The sequence below is a fragment of the Chryseobacterium sp. StRB126 genome (assembly GCF_000829375.1).
Lineage (GTDB): Bacteria > Bacteroidota > Bacteroidia > Flavobacteriales > Weeksellaceae > Chryseobacterium.
Genome location: NZ_AP014624.1, coordinates 3,584,102 through 3,604,150, shown reverse-complemented (window position 1 = coordinate 3,604,150; position 20,049 = coordinate 3,584,102). Strand labels below are relative to the sequence as shown.

Annotated in this window: 11 protein-coding genes; all 11 read left to right on the top strand. The window is 36.2% G+C overall.

What is annotated here, in order from left to right:
• The first annotated feature begins 300 nt into the window (after positions 1–300).
• The 11 genes from CHSO_RS16375 to CHSO_RS16325 all read left to right on the top strand — a co-directional run bounded on the left by CHSO_RS16375 (position 301) and on the right by CHSO_RS16325 (position 20,001).
• Positions 301–3,123 (top strand): SusC/RagA family TonB-linked outer membrane protein, encoded by a 2,823-nt coding sequence (locus CHSO_RS16375; protein WP_084221008.1) that lies wholly within the window; start codon positions 301–303, stop codon positions 3,121–3,123.
• A gap of 12 nt (positions 3,124–3,135) precedes the next feature.
• A complete protein-coding gene (locus tag CHSO_RS16370; protein WP_045498223.1) occupies positions 3,136–4,551 on the top strand; it encodes a RagB/SusD family nutrient uptake outer membrane protein in 1,416 nt (471 codons plus the stop codon).
• A 68-nt stretch (positions 4,552–4,619) separates the two neighbouring features.
• On the top strand, positions 4,620–6,011 hold the full coding sequence (locus CHSO_RS16365) for a glucoamylase family protein (protein ID WP_045498221.1): 1,392 nt from the start codon (positions 4,620–4,622) through the stop codon (positions 6,009–6,011).
• A 178-nt stretch (positions 6,012–6,189) separates the two neighbouring features.
• Positions 6,190–6,891 (top strand): prolyl oligopeptidase family serine peptidase, encoded by a 702-nt coding sequence (locus CHSO_RS16360; RefSeq protein WP_045498218.1) that lies wholly within the window; start codon positions 6,190–6,192, stop codon positions 6,889–6,891.
• Positions 6,892–6,960: 69 nt separating this feature from the next.
• On the top strand, positions 6,961–9,288 hold the full coding sequence (gene bglX / locus CHSO_RS16355) for a beta-glucosidase BglX (RefSeq protein WP_045498214.1): 2,328 nt from the start codon (positions 6,961–6,963) through the stop codon (positions 9,286–9,288).
• A gap of 93 nt (positions 9,289–9,381) precedes the next feature.
• Entirely contained in the window at positions 9,382–9,771 is a 390-nt protein-coding gene (locus CHSO_RS16350) for a hypothetical protein (RefSeq protein ID WP_045502725.1), read from the top strand.
• A gap of 221 nt (positions 9,772–9,992) precedes the next feature.
• A complete protein-coding gene (locus tag CHSO_RS16345; protein ID WP_045502722.1) occupies positions 9,993–10,406 on the top strand; it encodes a hypothetical protein in 414 nt (137 codons plus the stop codon).
• Between the two features lie 598 nt (positions 10,407–11,004).
• Positions 11,005–12,630, top strand: a complete 1,626-nt coding sequence (locus tag CHSO_RS16340; RefSeq protein ID WP_045498212.1) for a T9SS type A sorting domain-containing protein — start codon at positions 11,005–11,007, stop codon at positions 12,628–12,630.
• Positions 12,631–12,642: 12 nt separating this feature from the next.
• Positions 12,643–15,885: a hypothetical protein gene (locus CHSO_RS16335; protein WP_144428944.1), complete on the top strand. Its 3,243-nt coding sequence runs from the start codon at positions 12,643–12,645 to the stop codon at positions 15,883–15,885.
• Positions 15,886–15,889: 4 nt separating this feature from the next.
• Positions 15,890–19,408 (top strand): DUF6443 domain-containing protein, encoded by a 3,519-nt coding sequence (locus CHSO_RS16330; protein ID WP_052480620.1) that lies wholly within the window; start codon positions 15,890–15,892, stop codon positions 19,406–19,408.
• Positions 19,405–20,001 (top strand): hypothetical protein, encoded by a 597-nt coding sequence (locus tag CHSO_RS16325; protein ID WP_045498208.1) that lies wholly within the window; start codon positions 19,405–19,407, stop codon positions 19,999–20,001. The genes CHSO_RS16330 and CHSO_RS16325 overlap by 4 nt, the downstream gene beginning before the upstream one ends.
• Positions 20,002–20,049: the final 48 nt, after the last annotated feature.

Below are 20,049 nucleotides of genomic sequence, written 5' to 3'. Positions count from 1 at the left end.
TTATCTATTTAACAAAATATTAATGATTAGTGAATTATTTGGTGATTTTTTTTGTTGAAAACGGGATTTCATCATTAGTGATATAGTAATTTATTAATGAATATTTTGGTTTTAATTTTGTTAATTTGATTTTATTGGCCTTTTTTGTGTAAAAAAAAGCAATAGTTTTTGAATTTTTAAAATATGTTAACATGTTTCGGTTTTTTTTCTATTTTTGGCTAATGTCTTCATTTGAGAAATTAATTGCTTCAAAATGAGACAATGTTGAAAATCTGATTGTACGAATAAAATTGAAACTATATGAAACAAAGTAATTTGAAATATTCATGTCTCATTGCTGTTTTATACTTCGGTATGAATGTCAATGCTCAGACACAACCTAAGGATACCGCTGCTAAAGAGCAGAAGATTGAAGAGGTGGTTCTGATTGGATATGGGTCTCAGAAAAAAGAGAACGTAACCGGTAGTATCGGAGTCGTTTCTGCTAAAGATTTAGCGAATAAACCTAATGCTAACCCACTTAGTTCTATACAGGGAAAAGTAGCAGGTGTACAGATTTTAAACTCTGGAGCGCCGGGAGGTTCTCCGAGAGTAGACATTAGAGGGGTTGGTTCATTGGCAGGTAAGACTGTTTTTATTGTGGATGGAATGATTACCGATGATATTTCTTTCTTAAGTCCTCAGGATATTGAATCTATGAGTATCCTGAAAGACCCTTCAAGTTTGGCAATTTATGGGGCAAGAGCATCCAACGGTGCTGTGATCATTAAAACCAAAACAGGGAGAGGTAAAAAACCTGTTTTCAATTTTAACTCATATTTGGGGATTAAAACAGTAACGAACGTTCCTAAAATGGTTAATTCAGATCAATATTTACAGCTGTATAACGAGAAATTAATCAATGATCAGGCAAAAGATCCTGTATTTTTAAACAAATCATCCTATCCTAATGATACAGATTGGTTCAAGGAGATTTTTAGAACGGCTATAATTAATTCCAATGATATTTCAGCATCAGGTAACCTTGGAAAATTGAATTATTATGTAAGTGTTGGAAACCTTCAGGATGAAGGAAATCTGGCGGCTGGGCAAGGAATTAATTCCGGAAGCGGTTTTAACAGATTCAATACCAAAGTGAATTTGAGTTATAAAATTAACGATAATATTACAATCGGTAATAATTTCACTTTTTCAAAAATGCGTACAGACCATGTAAATAATACTTTGCTGGATGCTTATTCATCTCCTCCTGTTTATGCACCTATTAACCCTGATACAGGAGATTACCAATATTTCACATTGGCTAAAGTACCTAACCCCAGAGCAAAAATGGATCTTTTCAGATCTCAAACCAGAGAAGAAAGATTGCTGAACAATATCTGGGGAGAATATAAATTTTTAAAAGATTTTACGCTACGAATCAGTTATAGCACAGATAATATCAATTCAAATAAGTATGAATATACTCCAACATTTGGCTATGTTCCTGTTGCGGACCAAAAACCAAATAAATTAATAACAAGAGATTCGAGAACCCGAAATTATATCTGGGATAATACATTAAGCTGGAAGAAAAATTTAGGAAAGCATAATATAGAATTGCTGGCAGGTTTTTCAAGAACAAGAAACTCTTACTCTCAGGCGTATGCTGAAGCATTAAACGTAAACTATAACGGAAATAATGCTTCTCTGGATATTTCTCAAGGAACAGATATTTATCGAACAGATTTTGAGTTAGGAGGAAGAGATGTTATTCCATATCAGGATAGAATTCAATCCTTTTTTGGAAGGCTTAATTATGATTATGATGGAAAATATTTAGTGAACGCTTCGGTTCGTAGAGATGGAACTTCTAAGTATTCTGCAAATGACAGATCTCGCGTATTTCCGGCTGTAAGTGCCGGATGGGTAATTTCCAGAGAAAACTTTATGAGTGAGCAAAATGTTGTTAATCTTTTAAAATTAAGAGCAAGCTGGGGTAAACTAGGGAATCCGGATGTACAGAGAGCTTACACACTGAATACAACAATCCTGGATGCTGGTGCATACTTTGGAAATTCCGGCTACCCTGCACAAACCATTGACAGGGTGATAGATCCAAATATTGGTTGGGAAACAACCATAGGTAAAGATTTCGGATTGGAAATGGCTATGTTCAATAATAAACTGAAAATTGATGCTACTTATTTTGATAAAGATACCAAAGATGTAGTATATGGTATTGTTCAAGGGGCTGTTTCTGGAGCTTCTAACTGGAGTGATTATGTTACGAATGCTTATTCTTTTAATAATAAAGGACTTGAATTTTCCATCAGTTATGATACTAAGATCAATGATCATATAAAGTTTGGTGTCTATGGAAATATGACTACCCTTAAAAACAGAATTACTTCTGTTGCTAATAATTCCTATTTTAATGCTGGAGCAAGTTTATTTGGTAATTCAATTATAAGGCTGCAGGAAGGGCAAGCAGTAGGTTCGTATTATGGCTATCAGGTAGTAGGAGTTTTTCAGAACCAGGCTGAAGTAGATGCTGCTGCTACTCAAAATGGAGCACAAGCTGGCGGATTTAAATTTGCAGATCTTGATGGAAATGGTGTAATAGATGTTAGAGATAAAACATTTTTAGGAAGCCCAATCCCTAAGGGAACTTATGGATTTGGTGTGAATCTGAATGTATATGACTTTGATTTCGCTATTGATTTCCAGGGAGTGTTTGGCAACAAAATTTACAATTACAATAGAGAACAGCGCTATGGAAATGAAAGTTGGGATTTAGATTTTTATAATAACAGATGGCATGGTGCAGGAACATCTAATGCTTATCCAATGGCAACCAATAATCAGGCTATTATTTTACCAAACAGTTTTTATGTAGAAGATGGAAGTTATATAAGAATCAGAAATATTCAGGTGGGGTATAATTTACCTACGTCATTTGCAAAATCGATGTCGATTACCAAATTAAGATTATATGTAAGTGCTCAAAACCCTTGGACGAGCTTTAAATATAATGGATTCTCACCTGAAATCTTAAATACTGACAGAGTGCAAATGGGTGTGGATAATAACATTTATCCAATTTCAGCAATCTATACTTTGGGTCTTAATTTAACATTTTAACAAGAAAGAATTATGAAAAAGATATTTTTATCAATCGCATTATTATCACTTGCAGCCAGTTGCAATGATTATTTAGATATAAAACAGGAAGGGTATAAGGAGGCAGAATCATTCTTCAAAACTCAGGAGGATGCAATACAGGCAACAAGTGCTATTTATAGCTTTCTGAGAAGTTGGGATAATTCAGCTTTCCCATATCAGTTTGTATTTGGAGTACCAGCAGATGATGTTGTTAAAGGATCTAATCCTGGAGATGGTTCTTTTATTAATGAATACGATAATTTTACGTATACGGTTAGTAATGAAGGTGTAAGAGGGTATTGGATTGGACAATGGCAAGGTTTAAACAGCTGTAATCAGGTGATTACCAATGTTCCAAAGATTGATATGGATTCTGCATTAAAAACAAGATTAGTTGCGGAGGCAAAAATGTTGAGAGCATACCTTTATTTTAATTTAGTAAGAATATATGGCGGAGTTCCTATTTTTGATGGGCTTCAGAGTAATTATAAAATTCCAAGAAATTCAGTAGAGGAGGTGTATAACTTTATTATCTCTGATCTTACCAGTGCAGCAGAAATTCTACCTCAGAGTTATCCTGCTTCAGATTTGGGAAGAGTAACAAAAGGTGCTGCATTAGGCTTACTTTCCAAAGTATATCTTTATAAGAAAGACTGGCAGAAAGCATATGATACCTCTAATCAGGTAATGGCGATGGGGTATGATTTAGATCCGGACTTCAACCATGTATTCAGACCGTCAGGAGAATTTGGAAAAGAATCTGTTTTCGAAGTGAACTGTGATTGTATTCCTCCATTGAAAGGGAGTCAGTATGCTGAAGTGCAGGGAGTAAGAGATCAGTTTGGCTGGGGCTTCTTTACTCCTTCCAGCGCTCTTGAAAATGCCTTTGAGCCTGGTGATATCAGAAAAGAACTTACAATCCTTAGAAATGGGGAAACAACTCCGGAGGGCGATTTAATTGCTATGGGAGATGCACAATCTGTAACTACCTATAATCAAAAAGTATATGTGCCAAAAGCATTGAATAAGAGTGCTTGCGGTTATGGATCTATTCAGAATATCAGGATTTTAAGATTTGCAGAAATTCTTTTAATCAATGCTGAAGCCGCTAATGAACTAGGAAATTCTGGTGCAGCGATCACAAGTCTTAATAAAGTGAGAACAAGAGCTAAACTTACAGGTACTACAGCTTCAAATCAGCTAGATCTTAGAAATGCGATCTGGCACGAACGTAGAGTAGAACTAGCAATGGAAGGAGATCGTTTTGTAGATCTTGTAAGAACAGGACAGGCTGCTACAGTACTTGCTCCTTATGGATTCAAGTCAGGAAAAAATGAATTATTCCCAATTCCATTTGATGCCATTACTGAAAGTGCCGGTGTGTTTACACAAAACCCAGGATATTAATCAATAACCATAAACTAGAGGAGAGTGAAAATTCTCCTCTAATTTTATAACCCTTAACCCCGATACCAATGAAAAGGACCCTATTGTCAATTGCCGTAACTTCTTTGCTCTTCACTTATTCTTGTAAAAATGTTCAGACTTCCCAATCTGAAATCGTAAAAAATAATGCAGTTAAAAGTACAATTACGGATGAACAACTAATGGACAAAGTGCAGAAAGACGCCTTAAAATACTTCTGGGATTATGCAGAACCCAATTCTCTGCTGGGAAGAGAACGTTACCATGAAGATGATATCTATCCGGATAACGATAAACATGTTATCACAACAGGAGGTTCAGGATTTGGATTGGCAACCTTACTGGTAGGAGTGGAGAGAGGATTTATTCCAAGAAAAGAAGCTGTGAAAAGATTGACCCATATGATGGATTTTCTGGCTAAAGCAGACCGTCACAAAGGTGCCTGGTCACATTGGATTAATGGAGAAACCGGAAAAACCGTTCCTTTTGGAAAAAAAGATAATGGTGGAGATCTTGTAGAAACAGCATTCCTTACTTCAGGGATATTGATGGTTCGTGAATACTTTAAAAACGGAAATGCAGAAGAAAAAGCTTTAGCCGAAAAATGTGATGAACTTTGGAAAGGAATTCAATGGAACTGGTACACCAAAGGCGGAGAAAAAGTGCTATACTGGCACTGGTCACCGGAATACCAATGGGAAATGAATTTTCCATTAGAAGGCTATAATGAATGTCTGATTACTTATATCCTTGCCGCATCTTCACCTACGTATTCCATAGATGCTGAAACCTACTATAAAGGGTGGGCCAGAAACGGAACCTACCTTACAGACAAAACAAAATACGGGCTCCCTCTGTATGTAAAACACAACTATGCCGAAGAATATGGCGGGCCACTTTTCTGGGCTCAATATTCATACGTTGGACTTGATCCTACAGGATTATCTGATAAATTGGTGAAAAACTATTTTGATATTAATAAAAATCAAACCCTTATTGATTATAAATACTGCGTTGAAAATCCGAAACAATGGAAAGGCTACAGTCCAAACTATTGGGGATTAACAGCCGGTTATACAAGAAATGAAGATGGAAGCACAGGCTATACGGCTCACATGCCTGGCAATGACAATGGAGTAATAACCCCAACAGCTGCCTTGAGCAGTTTTCCATACACTCCAAAAGAATCCATGGATTTTTTACGATTCATCTATACTCAAAAGCCTGAATTTATCGGATCAGCGGGACCTTACGATGCAACATCCATCAATTATAACAACTGGTTTACGCCAAGATATCTGGCCATAGATCAGGGAACAATAGCACCCATGATTGAAAACTATAGAACCGGTTTTCTTTGGAAGTTATTCATGAATGCTCCGGAAATTCAGCAGGGATTGAAAAAACTAAGCTTTCAATCCACAAAATATGGAATAAAATAATTGATTGGAAGAGGCTTACAAAGACCATTTCAATCAATGATAAAAAAATAAAGCTTGCAGATTTATCTGATAACGCAGATTTTGAATAGAACTCAAACACAATAATCTGCTTTATCTGCACAAGCTGCGAGAGAAATAAAAACCAAATCCAAGGTATTAGCCCAAACCTAATAGCACTATGAAACTAAAACATCTTCCCCTTTTATTGCTCCCACTTTCCCTACAGCTTAATGCTCAGGAAATAAAAGCAGAGCTGAATAAAGAAATTAAACGTCAGGAGAAAATGTCCTATATTTTGGACTATCCTAAAAATGCAAAAGGAAATGTTCCGTTGATTGTGTTTCTTCACGGTTCAGGAGAAAGAGGAACTAATCTTGAGTTGGTAAAAGCTCACAGCCCGTTCACGTATAAAAATCTGATTAAGGAACCAATTGCTATTTTGGCGCCACAATGTCCTGCAGATAGCTGGTGGGATACAGTTACCGTATATCATCTGATCAAAGAAATTCAGAAAAAATATAAAATTGATGCTTCCAGAATTTACCTTACCGGTCTTTCTATGGGAGGCTGGGGAACCTTAAAACTGGCTATGGAACATCCTGAAATATTTGCAGCAGTAGCTTCAGTTTGTGCACCTACAGATCAGGTGATGACCGCCAATATTCAGCAGTTTAAAGATTTGAATATGAAAATATTTCACGGAGGAATGGATGATATTGTATTGCCGGAGAATGCCTTCAAATTTTATCAGAAGCTTCACCCTGTAAATCCGAACGCAGAATTAGTGATTTTTCCAAATGATAATCACAATTCATGGGATTCAGCTTATTCAAATCCACAGCTATATGAATGGATGCTGTCTAAAAAGAAAGAAAAATAAGAATACATATTTCGTTAAGCGAAAGAAGATCCATAAAAATCAAAACAATAATAATAAGAAGATAGATTTATGAAAAAGTTAATTGTACTTGCAACGTTGGCGCTTTCACCTGTGTTTTCCGCTCAGGAAATGGTGGACAAGCCTGTGCAGTCTTATCAGACTGCTCAATATCAGGCCAAGAAAAAAGCCTTTGTAGATAATCTTTTATCTAAAATGACCTTAGATGAAAAAATCGGTCAGATGAACCTTCCTACCTCCGGAGATTTTACTACCGGAATGGCGCAGAGCTCAGATATCGGAAAAAAGGTAGAGCAGGGATTAGTAGGTGGATTATTCAATATAAAAGGAGCAGATAAAATTAAAGCCGTTCAGAAAGTAGCTGTTGAAAAAAGCCGTTTGAAAATTCCAATGATTTTCGGAATGGATGTAATCCACGGATATGAAACTACTTTCCCTATTCCATTAGGATTAGCCGCTTCTTGGGATATGAATCTGGTACAGCAATCTGCAAAAGTTGCTGCAAGAGAAGCCGCAGCCGATGGAATCAACTGGACATTTTCGCCAATGGTGGATATCTCCCGTGAACCACGATGGGGAAGAGTTTCCGAAGGTTCCGGAGAAGATCCGTATTTAGGAAGCGAGATTTCAAAAAATATGGTGTACGGTTACCAAGGAAAAGACTTGGCTAATGGAACCAATATATTAGCTTGTGTAAAGCACTTTGCATTGTACGGAGCCGGGGAATCGGGAAGAGATTATAACACGGTTGATATGAGCCATGTAAGAATGTTCAATGAATATTTTCCACCTTACAAAGCCGCTGTAGATGCCGGAGTAGCTTCAGTAATGGCTTCTTTTAATGAGGTGGACGGAGTTCCTGCAACAGGAAACAGATGGCTTCAGACCGAAGTATTGAGAAACCAATGGAAGTTCAACGGGTTTGTAGTGACAGATTACACAGGAATCAATGAAATGGTGGATCACGGAATGGGAGATCTTCAGCAGGTTTCTGCATTAGCTTTAAAAGCAGGTGTTGATATGGATATGGTAGGAGAGGGCTTTTTAACCACTTTAAAAAAATCATTATCCGAAGGTAAGGTTACACAGGCTGAAATTGATATGGCAGCCAGAAGAATCCTGGAAGCAAAATATGACTTAGGTCTTTTCGATAATCCATACAAACATGGTGATGCAAAATTAGCAGCCAAAGAAGTGTATAATCTGGAAAACCGTAATATCGCAAGAAATGTTGCTGCACAATCAATGGTTTTATTGAAAAATGAAAATCAGGTATTGCCTTTAAAAAAATCAGGAACTGTTGCGGTGATCGGTCCATTGGTGAATAACTCAATCAACATGGCTGGAACCTGGAGTGTGGCTACAAAACATAACATTTCAGTTAACTTAATGCAGGGGCTTCAGGCAAATTATGGTAAGGAAGTGAAATTCCTTTCCGCAAAAGGAGCCAACATTGATTACAATGCAAAACTGGAAGACATTTATGCTGCTCACGGAAAGAAAACCGATAGAGATAACCGTTCAAAAGAAGAACTGTTAAAAGAAGCAGTAGACGTTGCCAATAAAGCTGACGTTATTGTCCTGGCTATCGGAGAATCTGCAGAAATGAGTGGAGAATCTTCATCAAGATCAGAAATCACGATTCCTCAGTCTCAGGTAGACCTGCTCAATGAATTGAAAAAGACAGGAAAACCAATCGCTATGATTCTTTTCACAGGCCGCCCGCTAGCACTAACGAATGTAAAAGACACCCCTGATGCCATTCTTAACGCTTGGTTCCCGGGTTCAGAAGCAGGAAATGCAATGGCCGATGTTCTTTTCGGAAAAGTAAACCCATCAGGAAAACTTCCAATGACTTTCCCAAGAAGTTTAGGACAGATTCCTATTTATTATAATGCTAAAAATACAGGTCGCCCGTTAGATCAAAAGCTGACTGATAAATGTGAGTACCAAAGATTCCGTTCTAATTATATGGATGAGTGCAATACTCCTTTGTATGCATTCGGTTATGGATTAAGCTATACGAAGTTCAACTACTCTGATATCAGTATTTCCAATCCTAATCCAAAAGGAGATCAGGCTATTCAGGCATCTGTTACGGTAACCAATTCCGGAAACTACGATGGAGCAGAAGTAGTGCAGCTCTATATCAGAGATATGGTGGGAAGTATTACAAGACCCGTAAAAGAATTGAAAGGTTTCCAGAAAATATTTTTGAAAAAAGGAGAATCTAAAAAAGTAACCTTTGAGATCACTCCGGAAAATCTGAAATTTTACAACGGAGAGTTGAAATACGACTGGGAGCCAGGTGAGTTTGATATTATGATCGGAACAAGCTCCGATGAGGTGAAACATTCTAAAGTCAATTGGACAAAGTAAAAAGTAGTTTTTTTTCACAGTAATGTGTTTTATGATATTTTTGGCATGATTTTTATTAATACCCTGCGTAGTTATCATAATAATACAAACAACATGAAAAAAACAATTTTATTGAGCGCAATGTTCCTTGGTACTTTAGCATTTGCACAACAAACACCGGTATTAGGTGGCGATAAAGATGCTCACGGATGTATCGGTTCAGCCGGATATACCTATTCACAGATCAAGAAAGACTGTGTTAGAACTTTTGAACAAAAGATCAAATTAAAAGAGGTCGCTACAAAAGGAGATTATATTGCAGCAGTTATTTTCAGCAAAGACAAAAAAAATGCTGAAGTTTTTGTAAAAGATGGAGAAAACAGGAGCATAATTCTTACCAGAGCAGGAAAAGCAAAAGTGTGGAAAAAAGATGGTTATGTACTGACTCCTTACAAAAAAAATGGTTTTCAGCTTAAAAAGGATAATGTTGTAATCTATCAATAAGATCAGTTTTCAAAGAAAGATAAAGTCACTCGGAAGGGTGGCTTTTTTTGTGGATACAAACTATGGAAAATAAATAATGACAGGCCTTCAGTGAGGTAAACAGAACTGGAATAATAAAATAAATAATTGTTCAGTGAATTATATTTTTGTAACTAGGAATGAAATTAATATCTTTATTTCCAAAACACTTTTACCCCACTGAAAACATTAATAATTTAAATATGAAAAAACCAATTTTATTTAGCATGATGTTCCTTGGCTCTTTAATTTTTGCCCAGCAAAAAACTCCGGTTTTGGGAGGTGATAGAGATGTTCATGGTTGTATAGGCTCTGCAGGTTATACCTATTCACAAATCAGAAATAATTGTGTAAAGGTTTTCGAACAGAAAATCAAATTAAAGGAAGTAGGCTCAGATAAAAGCTATACTACAATGACGGCTGTTATTTTTAGTAAAGATATGAAGCGGGCTGAAGTTTTTATTCCAGAGGGAAGTGCCAAAAGCATTATTCTTGAAAAAGAAGGAAAAAGCAAACTCTGGAAAAGTGGAAGCTATATTAAAGAAACCTATGTTTTAGTTCCCTACAAGAAAACCGGGTATCAAATTAAAAAAGATGATGTAGTCATTTATCAATAAGATCAAATTTTCAAAAGCTTAAAACCACTCGAAAAGGGTGGTTTTTTTATGAATTTATATTCCGGATGGTAAGAATCTTCTTTTATTAAGGAGCTTTATCCCGCTATCCACTCATACTCCTCGCGCCAAAGCTATCCTGGCGAAGTCTAAGGGCCAACCGTTTGCTGTGGGGTAACCGTTTCTATCGGGGCTAATGGATAAGTAATAAGTGATAATTGATGAATGATAACAATATTGTTGTTAAGATTCAATATTACTTATATTATCTCTACCCAAACTATTTTTTTTGTATCAATTATCAATTATCAATTATCAATTATCAATTATCAATTATCAATTATCAATTATCAATTATCAATTATCAATTATCTTGTTCCTATACTTCAATCTCTGCTTTATTACATAAAATACGACAGGTTCTGTCGCAGTACTGTAGTAGATTTGTAGAATCAATGAAGGATCATAGAAGCACAATGAAATGTCCTTATACCTGGAAATAATTTATATTAAATCACATTTACAAGACTTGCGTGAACTAAAAAAAGTTAAATTTGTAAAAATTTGAAAAGCTAATTACTCAACTTAAAATAACACGGGAATGAAAAAGATTTATCTCAGTGCATGTACTGTATGCACCATTCTTGGGCTATCTGCCCAGGAAGTTCTCTGGCAGAAAGACATCAAATCCTCTACTCAGGATTTTCTAAGCCAGGTAACCACTACCATCGATCAGCAGTATCTCATTACAGGAAGCTCTATTCAGTCAGGAAGCGGGAAGATGGAGGCTGGAAGCAGACAAAATAACGGCTACGATTTCCATCTGATTAAATTGAATCAGCAGGGAGAAGAAGCCTGGGAAAAGTATTTCTCAGGAAACAATCACGATTATTTATCTGCGACAGTAACTACCCAGGACGGAGGTTTTCTTGTAGCCGGAACCTCTTACTCAGGAAAAGGATTGGATAAGAAAGAGGATTCCAAAGGCGGATCAGATATCTGGCTCATCAGGATCAATGAATTTGGAGATGAACTGTGGCAAAAGACGTTGGGAACTTCTTCTGATGAAGAAGCCAAAGCAGTCATTCAAAGTACAGATCTAGGCTTTTTTATAGCCGGAAATGTACAAAACTCATCCAAAGGCTATGGATCCAAAGATGTCTGGATCACCAGACTGGACAAAGATGGTAAGGAACTTTCTCAATTGATCTTAGGCGGAAAAGGGTTGGACGAAGTAGAGAAAATGATTCCGACAAAAGATGGTGGAGCCTTATTGGGAATTTACTCAAGGAGTTCCGAGGTCCGTGTTTCGGGATCCGGAGATAGCCCTCGTGGAGCAGCATCGCCTTCTGAACCTAGTACCGCGAATCCCGCATCCCGCACGGGAAAATCTACAGAAAACTTTGGCGAAGGCGACTACTGGATCATCAAACTGGATAAAACCGGAAAAGTAGAATGGGAGAAGAACTTTGGCGGGAAAGGAGATGACCATGTAAGAACGTTGGCCTTAACTGCAAATGGTTATATCATCGGTGGCGAATCCAGATCCGAAAGATCCGGAAACAAAACCGTAGGCATTGAAGAAGGTACAGATTTATGGTTAGTTGCTTTAAACGAAAGAGGCGATGAGCAGTGGCAAAAGTCCTACAATTTTAAAAACCGTGATATTCTGATGGGAATGAGTGTCATTCATTCTTCAGATGACAAATCATCCAAAGGAATTTTGTTAGGAGGCTATACCCAAGCCGAAGGAAGAATAGAGAAAGATGATGAGACTTTCTGGATGCTGTATCTGGATGGGAATGGAAATGAACAGTGGCGAAAACATGTAGCAGGAGAATCCAGACAGAAAGAAGAACGACTTTCAGATTTAAAATTAAATAGAGACGGTTCTATTGTTTTAGCGGGAACCAGTGCCAAAGAATTAGGCAGGGAGAACTGGAAGATTGTCAAGCTGGGTGATAAGCAGGTGAATGATCTGATAGAGAAATATGACATCAAGATTTATCCAAACCCTGTCTCTGACTATGCCTATGTAGAAATCGGTTTTGATTTTAAAGAAGCTGATATTATGCTGTATGATATGAGCGGAAGACAGCTTCAGAACTTCAAAACCAAGAACAGAGTGACTAAGATGAATACCCAGGCTTTGATACAGGGAGCGTACTTAGTAACCATAAAAACAGATAATAACAAAACAGCCAATGCAAAGCTGATTAAAAAATAAAAAACATTAATCATGAAAAAAATAATACTTCTGGCATCTGCATTGTCAGGTATAATAGTATTGGGGCAGGCTTCCATAGATCCCGGAACAAAAAATGATATTCAAAAGATATTTCCTACTACCCCTGAAACATACAGCATGTTCAAAGCTGGGGATTTTCCGGTAGATTACAGGACAGGTAAGCTTAATGTCTCTGTTCCTTTATATGAAATCAAAACCCGATATGGGGTAACTATTCCTATCGGTCTAACCTATAATACAGGTGGAATTAAAGTAGATGAAACCTCAGGTGTGGCAGGACTGGGATGGTCACTGGCCATTCCAAACAGTATTTCTGTGGAAATGCATGGAAAGGATGATATTGAAAACGAGGTATGGTTCCCCCAGCAACCTGGAGAATATGCAATTGGAAACTTACATAATCTTCCACCGGATATTTATTATAGAATGTCAAATATTAAGGATGGTATTATGGACTCTCAACCCGATATTTATCATTATAACCTACCCACTATTTCAGGTTCCTTTATCAAAGATTCAAACGGGAACTTCAGAACGATTCCTTATGAAGATGTAAAAATCTCTTATGCTGACAATAAATTTATCATTATAGATTCTAAAGGGGTTATCTATACATTGTCAAAAGGAAATTCAACCAGTACAATTTCAACAGGTGGTTCTTCTGAATCTTATCGTTCATCATTTATCCTTGAAAAAATTAAATTCCCCAATAACGAGGAAGTAAGTTTCAATTATGGGAAAAGAATGCTATATAAGAATATTACCCACAGTTTTACAGATATTTATATTCCTGTAGAACATAATGATCCTATGTGTGCACCAGCCAACAAGAATCTACATTCAACAACTAATAATATGTATATAGAGGCTTTGCTCACGGAAATTGTTCATGATGATGAAAAGCTTACATTCAATTATGCCAATACTATTCAGGGAGTACAGGGTAGGAAAGATCTGGACGGAGCGGTAGATAATACTTTTGCCCTCAGTGAAATTATAGGGACTTATAAAGATAGAGTGATTCAAAAAATGGCTCTTGAGCATCAATATTTTGAGACTTCTGGCGGAGATAAGCCCTATAAAAATTTCAGATTGAAATTGAATAAAGTAAGAAATCTGCTGGATAATACAGAATACTCTTTCGAATATAATGAAAATGATCAGCCATCTTTGGGAAGTTTTTCTCAGGATATATGGGGATATTATAATGGTCAGAATAACTATGGGCTCATTCCCAATATGCAGTATTTTAACAGGAATTATACACAGGGTGGAAATCGTAATGTATATCCTCAATACTCACAGGCTTATGTTCTGAAAAAGATAAATTACCCTACCAAAGGATCTTCTTCATTTACTTATGAAAACAACAATGTCTGGAAAACACTGGTTATTCCACAGGAGGAAATAACTACAAAATCAAATGTAATTGGAGTTTTAAATCCCGGTGCAGGGTATGCCGAAGAAACAGGACCTGAATTTTACCTTAATGATGCTATGAATGTAGAGGGAACGATAACTTATCTTGTGGATTGGACGAACAGTTGTGCTAATAATATTCCGGGTGGACCAGGATCTATACAGGTTACCAATGGGAATGGCTATCTGGAAGAACTGCAGCCAACGGGTAGCTGGAAAAGAATAGCACAGTTTAGGAATGATGTTCGTGGCCCTATTTTAGAAGTCCCCGGTTCTCATAATCCTGACTATAAAAAACGATTGAGAGTCATGTTACAGACCAATGAGCCAGAACCGGGTTGTTCAGTCTCTTTATCTGTTTTAAGGAAAAGAATTTATAGGATGATGGTTAATGAAAATGCAGTTGTTGGAGGATTAAGAATAAAAAGTATTAATGACTTTGATGGCCAGACCAACTACACCAAAAGAACTTTTGAATATAATAAACCGGATAGTTTAAGTACTCAGTCTTCAGGAAGTATTGCTTCTCCATTAGAATTTTTAAAAATGCACTATAGTGTGGTAAAACCTGAGTCAGAACAAATACTAGAGTTTATATGTGACAACTATGGTTTAAGTGCGGATCAGGCTGTTAATTCAAGCCTCTCCGGAAGAGATGTGGTTTCTTATGAATATGTGACCGAACATACTTTAGGGAAAGGAAAGAAAATGTACCAATTTCCTGTCATTGGAGGTAATTTAAACATAACAATTCCTCTTGCAGGCTGGAATCCTTACCGGTTTCTGAATAAAAATATATTGAATGAAAAGTCGTATTCAGAAAGCGGAGCGTTGCTTCAGGAAAAAAGCTATGAGTATGAAAATTTGTTGTTAAAAAACCCACTATCTTCAGACCATCTTCCTGATTCACCTTATAGTCTGGCTCTTTCTACTTCATTTGCTTTTTTTAATTTGAATCATCAATTTTTGATTAAAATTAATGATTTTTATGTTGTAGAATCCGGTAAATGGCTATTGACTAAATCAACAGATAAAAATTACCTGAATGGGATATTGACTTCGGAGACGGTCAATTCCTACTCTTTGAGTGATATTAATAAACCTATCAATCTGATGAAAAGTGAAACCCGTTTCTTTGATGGTTCGGCTTCAGAAATATCATATCAGTATGCTCATGAGAAAAATAATCAAAAGTTGATCAATGCTAATATAATAGCAACTCCGCTGGAAAGCTCCTCAATCCAAAAAAGAAATGTAAGTGACCCTTCTGGAACAACGATTTCAAAAACAGAAACCAAGTATGATGATCCTGCTAACCTGCTTCCAACTTCAGTATTATCCTTTGATCTCCAGAATTCTCAGGCAGCGACCACGGAAGTTACTTACGATAAGTATGATGCTAAAGGAAATCTACAGCAGTATACTACTAAAGAAGGTATTCCAACAGTTATTATTTGGGGATATGAGAGTATACTTCCTATAGCCAAAATAGTGGGTGCCAAACTCTCAGATATTAATCAGTCATTCATAGATAGTATTGTTATCGCATCTCAAACAGATGGATCGCAAGGTACAATTGCTTCTGAAGAGCGGATGCTGAATGCGTTGGATGGGTTTAGAAACAATTCAGTCTTATCCGGCTATCAGATCACTACCTACAGTTATGACCCTTTAATTGGAGTAAGAAGTATTACTCCACCATCCGGAATCAGGGAAGTTTACCTTTATGATACAGCCGGCAGACTTAAAGAAGTCAGAGAACATAACAATACTGGAAAACTGTTAAAAGAATTTAACTACCATTACAAAAACTAAGACGATGAAAAAAATACTCATTCCCGTAGGTATATTGCTGATAAGTCATTCAGCCTATGCCCAGCTCACTCAGGGAGAAAACTATATTCAATCCAAAACTTATTTGGATTATAATGGAACTACACCTTCCAAAACCTCAGAGACCGTTCAATATTTTGACGGTTTGGGAAGACCTAAGCAAGTAGTTAATGTAAAAGCATCTCCGCTGGGACGAGATGTAGCCACGCATATTGAATATGATAGCCTTGGAAGACAGGTTAAAGATTATCTACCTGTTCCTCAGGGAGAAACTTTAAATGGAGCCCTAATTCCCAACCCATTATCTAATGCAGCCAATACCCCTTATGGTTCAGAAAAGATTTATTCAGAGAAAGTATTAGAAAACTCTCCGTTGAACAGACTTCAACAGCAGATTCAGGTAGGTAATGACTGGAGTACTAAACCTGTGAAATTTAATTATGAAGCCAATGTTGATGGTGAAGTAAAAAAATATGTTGCCACTTTTGATTATTCAACCTTTAAATCCGAGATTAATGTATCAGGCAATTATGGAGGTGGTCAGTTATATAAAAATATCGTTACAGATGAAGATGGAAACAAAACCATTGAATTTAAAAATGGGAAAGGCCAGGTTTTACTGGTAAGAAAAGAAATAAATGCAACAGAAAAAGCTGATACTTATTATGTTTATAATAATTACGATCAGCTGGCTTTTGTAATTCCACCTTTAGCCTCTGTCTTGCCGGCAATAGATACCACTACATTAGATACCCTTTGTTATCAGTATAAATATGATGGGAAAAATCGCCTGGTAGAAAAGAAACTCCCGGGCAAAGGCTGGGAATTAATGGTATATGATAAATCAGACAGGTTAGTTCTCTCTCAGGATGCCAATCTCAGTGTCTCCAATAAATGGCTCATTACCAAGTATGACAAGTTGGGGAGAATTGCTTATACCGGTTTTTTAACTGGCGGTGATAGAGCTGGAAGGCAGAATCAGATCAAGGATCTGGTGATTACTGAAGATAGAAGCACCACAGGATTTACCCGAAATGGCATCACAGTGTACTATACTGATAGTGCCTTTGTTGGAGAAATCCCTACCATTTTAAGTATCAATTATTACGATACCTATCCGGGGTATAACTTTAACCCATCATTTCCATCATCTATTCAGGGTGAAGAAACTTTAAAAGAAGCGGTATCTGCTGAAGGAAAAAGCACAAAAGGGCTTCCAGTGATGAGTTTGATAAAGAACATTGAAGATGATAACTGGACAAAGAATTATACCTATTACGATACCAAAGGAAGAGTGATAGGAACTCATTCTATCAATCACCTGGGAGGCTATACCAAAACAGAATCCAAGCTGGATTTTGCAGGAGTAGCCCAAACCGTTATCACCAAACATAAAAGGTTGGAAACAGATCCAGAAAGAGTTATTACAGAGAATTTTGAATATGACCACCAGAACAGATTATTGGTACATAAACATCAGGTAGATACCAACCCTGTAGAAATCCTTACCCAGAATACCTATAATGAACTATCCCAGCTGGAAACTAAAAAAGTAGGCGGGATTGTAATAGGGTCTCCTCTTCAGCAAATGGATTATAAATACAACATCCGGGGCTGGCTGACCAAGATCAATGATCCTTCTACTCTGAATGGGAAATTATTTGGGTATGAAATAAAGTACAACAATCCATTAAACCCAACCAAATCACCAGGCCGATTTAATGGTAATATTGCAGAGGTAGACTGGAGAAATTCTTCGGAAGACGTTCTGAAAAGATATAATTATGAATATGATCCTCTGAACCGCTTAAGAAATGGCTTCTACTCGGAGCCTAATGCCACTAATCCTTCTAATGGTAATTTTGATGAATATCTGACCTATGATCTGAATGGGAATATCAATACTTTGAAAAGAAAAGCTATTCCTGTATCAGGCGGCACTTCTACTTTGGTAGATGATCTTGAATATAAATACACCGGAAACCGCTTAAATCAGGTGATAGAATCTGCCATGAATGATACAGGGTATGAAGGGGGAAATAATATCATTGATTATGATGCCAATGGGAATATGACCAATATGAATGATAAAAACATCAATTCTATTGGTTATAATTATCTTAATTTATCCCATCAGTTTTCCATCAGTCAGAAGCTTTTGGGATGGACTTATAATACCAATATAAGTCACTTATATCGTGCAGACGGAACCAAACTTAGAACAACTAAGTACAATGCAAGGGAGGGTGATATAGGCAAAACAACGATGATTGATTATCTTGATGGTTTTCAGTATCGCTATTATGACAATGGATTAATCGGAGGTCCTGTGTTATTAGATAAAACCAGTTTTGCTTATGAAGAACAGGCTTATAAGAGTACACAGGATGCTTTAATACCTGGATCTATATCCTGGAAACTGGATTTTGTACCCACAGCAGAAGGTTTTTATAGTTTCACAGAAAACCGTTATATTTACCAGTATAAAGATCACTTAGGGAATACAAGGGTGAGTTTTGCTAAAAACAGCGCAGGAGTTCTTGAGGTTACAGATACAAACAACTATTACCCTTTTGGATTGAATCATATCGGAGGAATTAAAGGACAGTTAGGTAGTTATAAGAATTACAAGTACAACGGAAAGGAGCTTCAAGAGACCGGGATGTATGATTATGGGGCTAGGATGTATATGCCTGACTTAGGAAGATGGGGTGTGGTGGATCCGCTTGCTGAAAAATATTTTAGTGACTCTCCATTCAGCTATGTACTTAATAATCCTATCAGTTATATTGATCCATTTGGAATGGACGTTTATAAATTAGGTACTGATGGTTCTATAGAATGGGTTTCTAGTTCTAAAGAAGATCAACTATATGCTGCAAATCAATTCAATAAGGATAATTCTTTGATAAAAAAGGCAAAAGGATTTACTGTTGGTGAACAAGGATATATTTCTAAAAATACAATATCAGGTAGTTTTACAGATTCAAAAGGTAATGAAAAACAGTATAGCATGATAACTTTTCAAAATGAAGATAAAGCACTTGGTTTACATGAGTATATATCAAATAATGTAGAAGCTGAATTTGCTGTAGGCTCTGGAATAAAAGATGGTCAAGAACAATCTATTGTAGGAAAGAATGGAGCTCTCAATAAACCTGCTAACGAAGGTAGTGTTTCAATAAGTCCCTATCTTGACTATTTTGATCAAAACTCAATCTCATTATTTGGACATAATCACCCGGATAGAGCTTATCAACTTGACCCTAGTGGCTACAACATAGAAATGACTGGTTGGAAAGGTCATGATTATACAGGTTTTAAAAATATAAATGCTGGAAAAGATATTAAAAATGGAGATTATAATACAAGTCAGCTTTTTCCTAATACAGCAACGTTGTTTATGTATAATCCAAAATTTTTCACAGGTCCCAAAACAGTATATTATAATAGAAAAGAAGTTACTTCGATAAAAAACGGTCATCATAAAAGTAATAAAAAATGAGAAATGTAACCATAATATTATCATTATTAATGTTTTCAGTCTTTTATTCACAAAATAAATGTGAAAGATTAAAAGAAACCACTGAAAGTTTATTAAATATGTATGTTAAAGACACTTTAAAAACCTCTTTTAAAGATGGAGATTATATAATTGCGTATATTTATTCAAACGAAAAATTTAATACAATTGGATTTTTAATTGATACTTTTAATAAAAAAAATGATCTGTATAAAAAATCAACAAATTATAGGTGGTTTAAATTTAAAAATAAAAAACTGATTATTTTTTGTGATTTAAATCCTACTCAAAAATGTAAGGAATATTTTAATAAATTAAAATCCATAGAATTATTAGATGTAGATATTGAGATTAAAGATCAAGAAACTATAGATGATCAGCTAGACGGAGAAATAAAGCCTTGGTCGGTTTATTTCAATAAAGACTATAAAATAATAAACGTTAGCGGAAAGATAATAGAAGCAGAAATTGCAGCTCCTAAGGAGTTTAAAATGTTTTTAAAGAAATTTTCTAACTTAAAACTTTATCAAATGACCGAGAACGGGGTGATTGTTTATCCTAAGCCTCATCGGTAATGTTCCCCCGCTGCGCAAAGTCTGTGACTTTGAGTAGTGACTAGTCCT

Excerpts from the sequence above, each read along its gene's own strand:
- CHSO_RS16375 (WP_084221008.1), top strand. The coding sequence starts at position 301 with ATGAAACAAAGTAATTTGAAATATTCATGTCTCATTGCTGTTTTATAC.
- CHSO_RS16370 (WP_045498223.1), top strand. The coding sequence starts at position 3,136 with ATGAAAAAGATATTTTTATCAATCGCATTATTATCACTTGCAGCCAGT.
- CHSO_RS16365 (WP_045498221.1), top strand. The coding sequence starts at position 4,620 with ATGAAAAGGACCCTATTGTCAATTGCCGTAACTTCTTTGCTCTTCACT.
- CHSO_RS16360 (WP_045498218.1), top strand. The coding sequence starts at position 6,190 with ATGAAACTAAAACATCTTCCCCTTTTATTGCTCCCACTTTCCCTACAG.
- bglX (WP_045498214.1), top strand. The coding sequence starts at position 6,961 with ATGAAAAAGTTAATTGTACTTGCAACGTTGGCGCTTTCACCTGTGTTT.
- CHSO_RS16350 (WP_045502725.1), top strand. The coding sequence starts at position 9,382 with ATGAAAAAAACAATTTTATTGAGCGCAATGTTCCTTGGTACTTTAGCA.
- CHSO_RS16345 (WP_045502722.1), top strand. The coding sequence starts at position 9,993 with ATGAAAAAACCAATTTTATTTAGCATGATGTTCCTTGGCTCTTTAATT.
- CHSO_RS16340 (WP_045498212.1), top strand. The coding sequence starts at position 11,005 with ATGAAAAAGATTTATCTCAGTGCATGTACTGTATGCACCATTCTTGGG.
- CHSO_RS16335 (WP_144428944.1), top strand. The coding sequence starts at position 12,643 with ATGAAAAAAATAATACTTCTGGCATCTGCATTGTCAGGTATAATAGTA.
- CHSO_RS16330 (WP_052480620.1), top strand. The coding sequence starts at position 15,890 with ATGAAAAAAATACTCATTCCCGTAGGTATATTGCTGATAAGTCATTCA.
- CHSO_RS16325 (WP_045498208.1), top strand. The coding sequence starts at position 19,405 with ATGAGAAATGTAACCATAATATTATCATTATTAATGTTTTCAGTCTTT.